Origin of the sequence: Corallococcus sp. CA041A (genome assembly GCF_003612075.1) — a bacterium.
Taxonomy (GTDB): Bacteria; Myxococcota; Myxococcia; order Myxococcales; family Myxococcaceae; genus Corallococcus; species Corallococcus exiguus.
On record NZ_RAWF01000592.1, the window covers coordinates 1 to 578 of the forward strand.

General features: G+C 72.3%; 1 protein-coding gene. It reads left to right on the forward strand.

Going from position 1 to position 578, the window contains the following annotated elements; all coding sequences use genetic code 11:
* Positions 1-39 precede the first annotated feature (39 nt).
* The coding region (locus D7V77_RS42365; protein ID WP_120581764.1) for a 16S rRNA (uracil(1498)-N(3))-methyltransferase at positions 40-578 on the forward strand (539 nt) is incomplete at its 3' end.

The window sequence follows — 578 nt, forward strand, 5'->3', positions numbered from 1 at the left end:
CTCCCCTGCCCGCCCGGGAACGGCTACATGGAGGGGACCGTGAACCTGCTCCTGCTCTTGGACGAGGACTTCCAGCCGGACGGCACCGCCCGGCTCACCGGCCGCCGCGCCCAGCACGCCCGCGACGTCCTCAAGGCCGAACCCGGCGAATCCCTGCGCGTGGGCCGCCTCAACGGCCTCATCGGCACGGGAGAGGTGCTGGAGAACGCCCCCGGCCTGCTCCACCTGCGCGTCGACCTCACGGACTCACCGCCGCCCCGGGCCGGCGTGGACCTGCTCCTGGCCATCCCGCGCCCCAAGGCGCTCAAGAAGGTCCTGCCCGCCGTGGCGTCCCTGGGCGTGGACCGCATCGTGCTGGTGAACGCGGCCCGCGTGGAGAAGAGCTACTTCGACTCCAAGGTGCTCAACGAGGCCTTCGTCCGCGAGCTGCTCCTCCAGGGCCTGGAGCAGGCTCGCGATACGCGCATGCCGGAGGTGCTCATCCGCGAGCGCTTCCGCCCCTTCGTCGAGGACGAGTTGGACGCTGTCTTCGGCCCGGAGCCGCTGCGCCTGCTCCCCCACCCGCCCGCCAGCCTCTC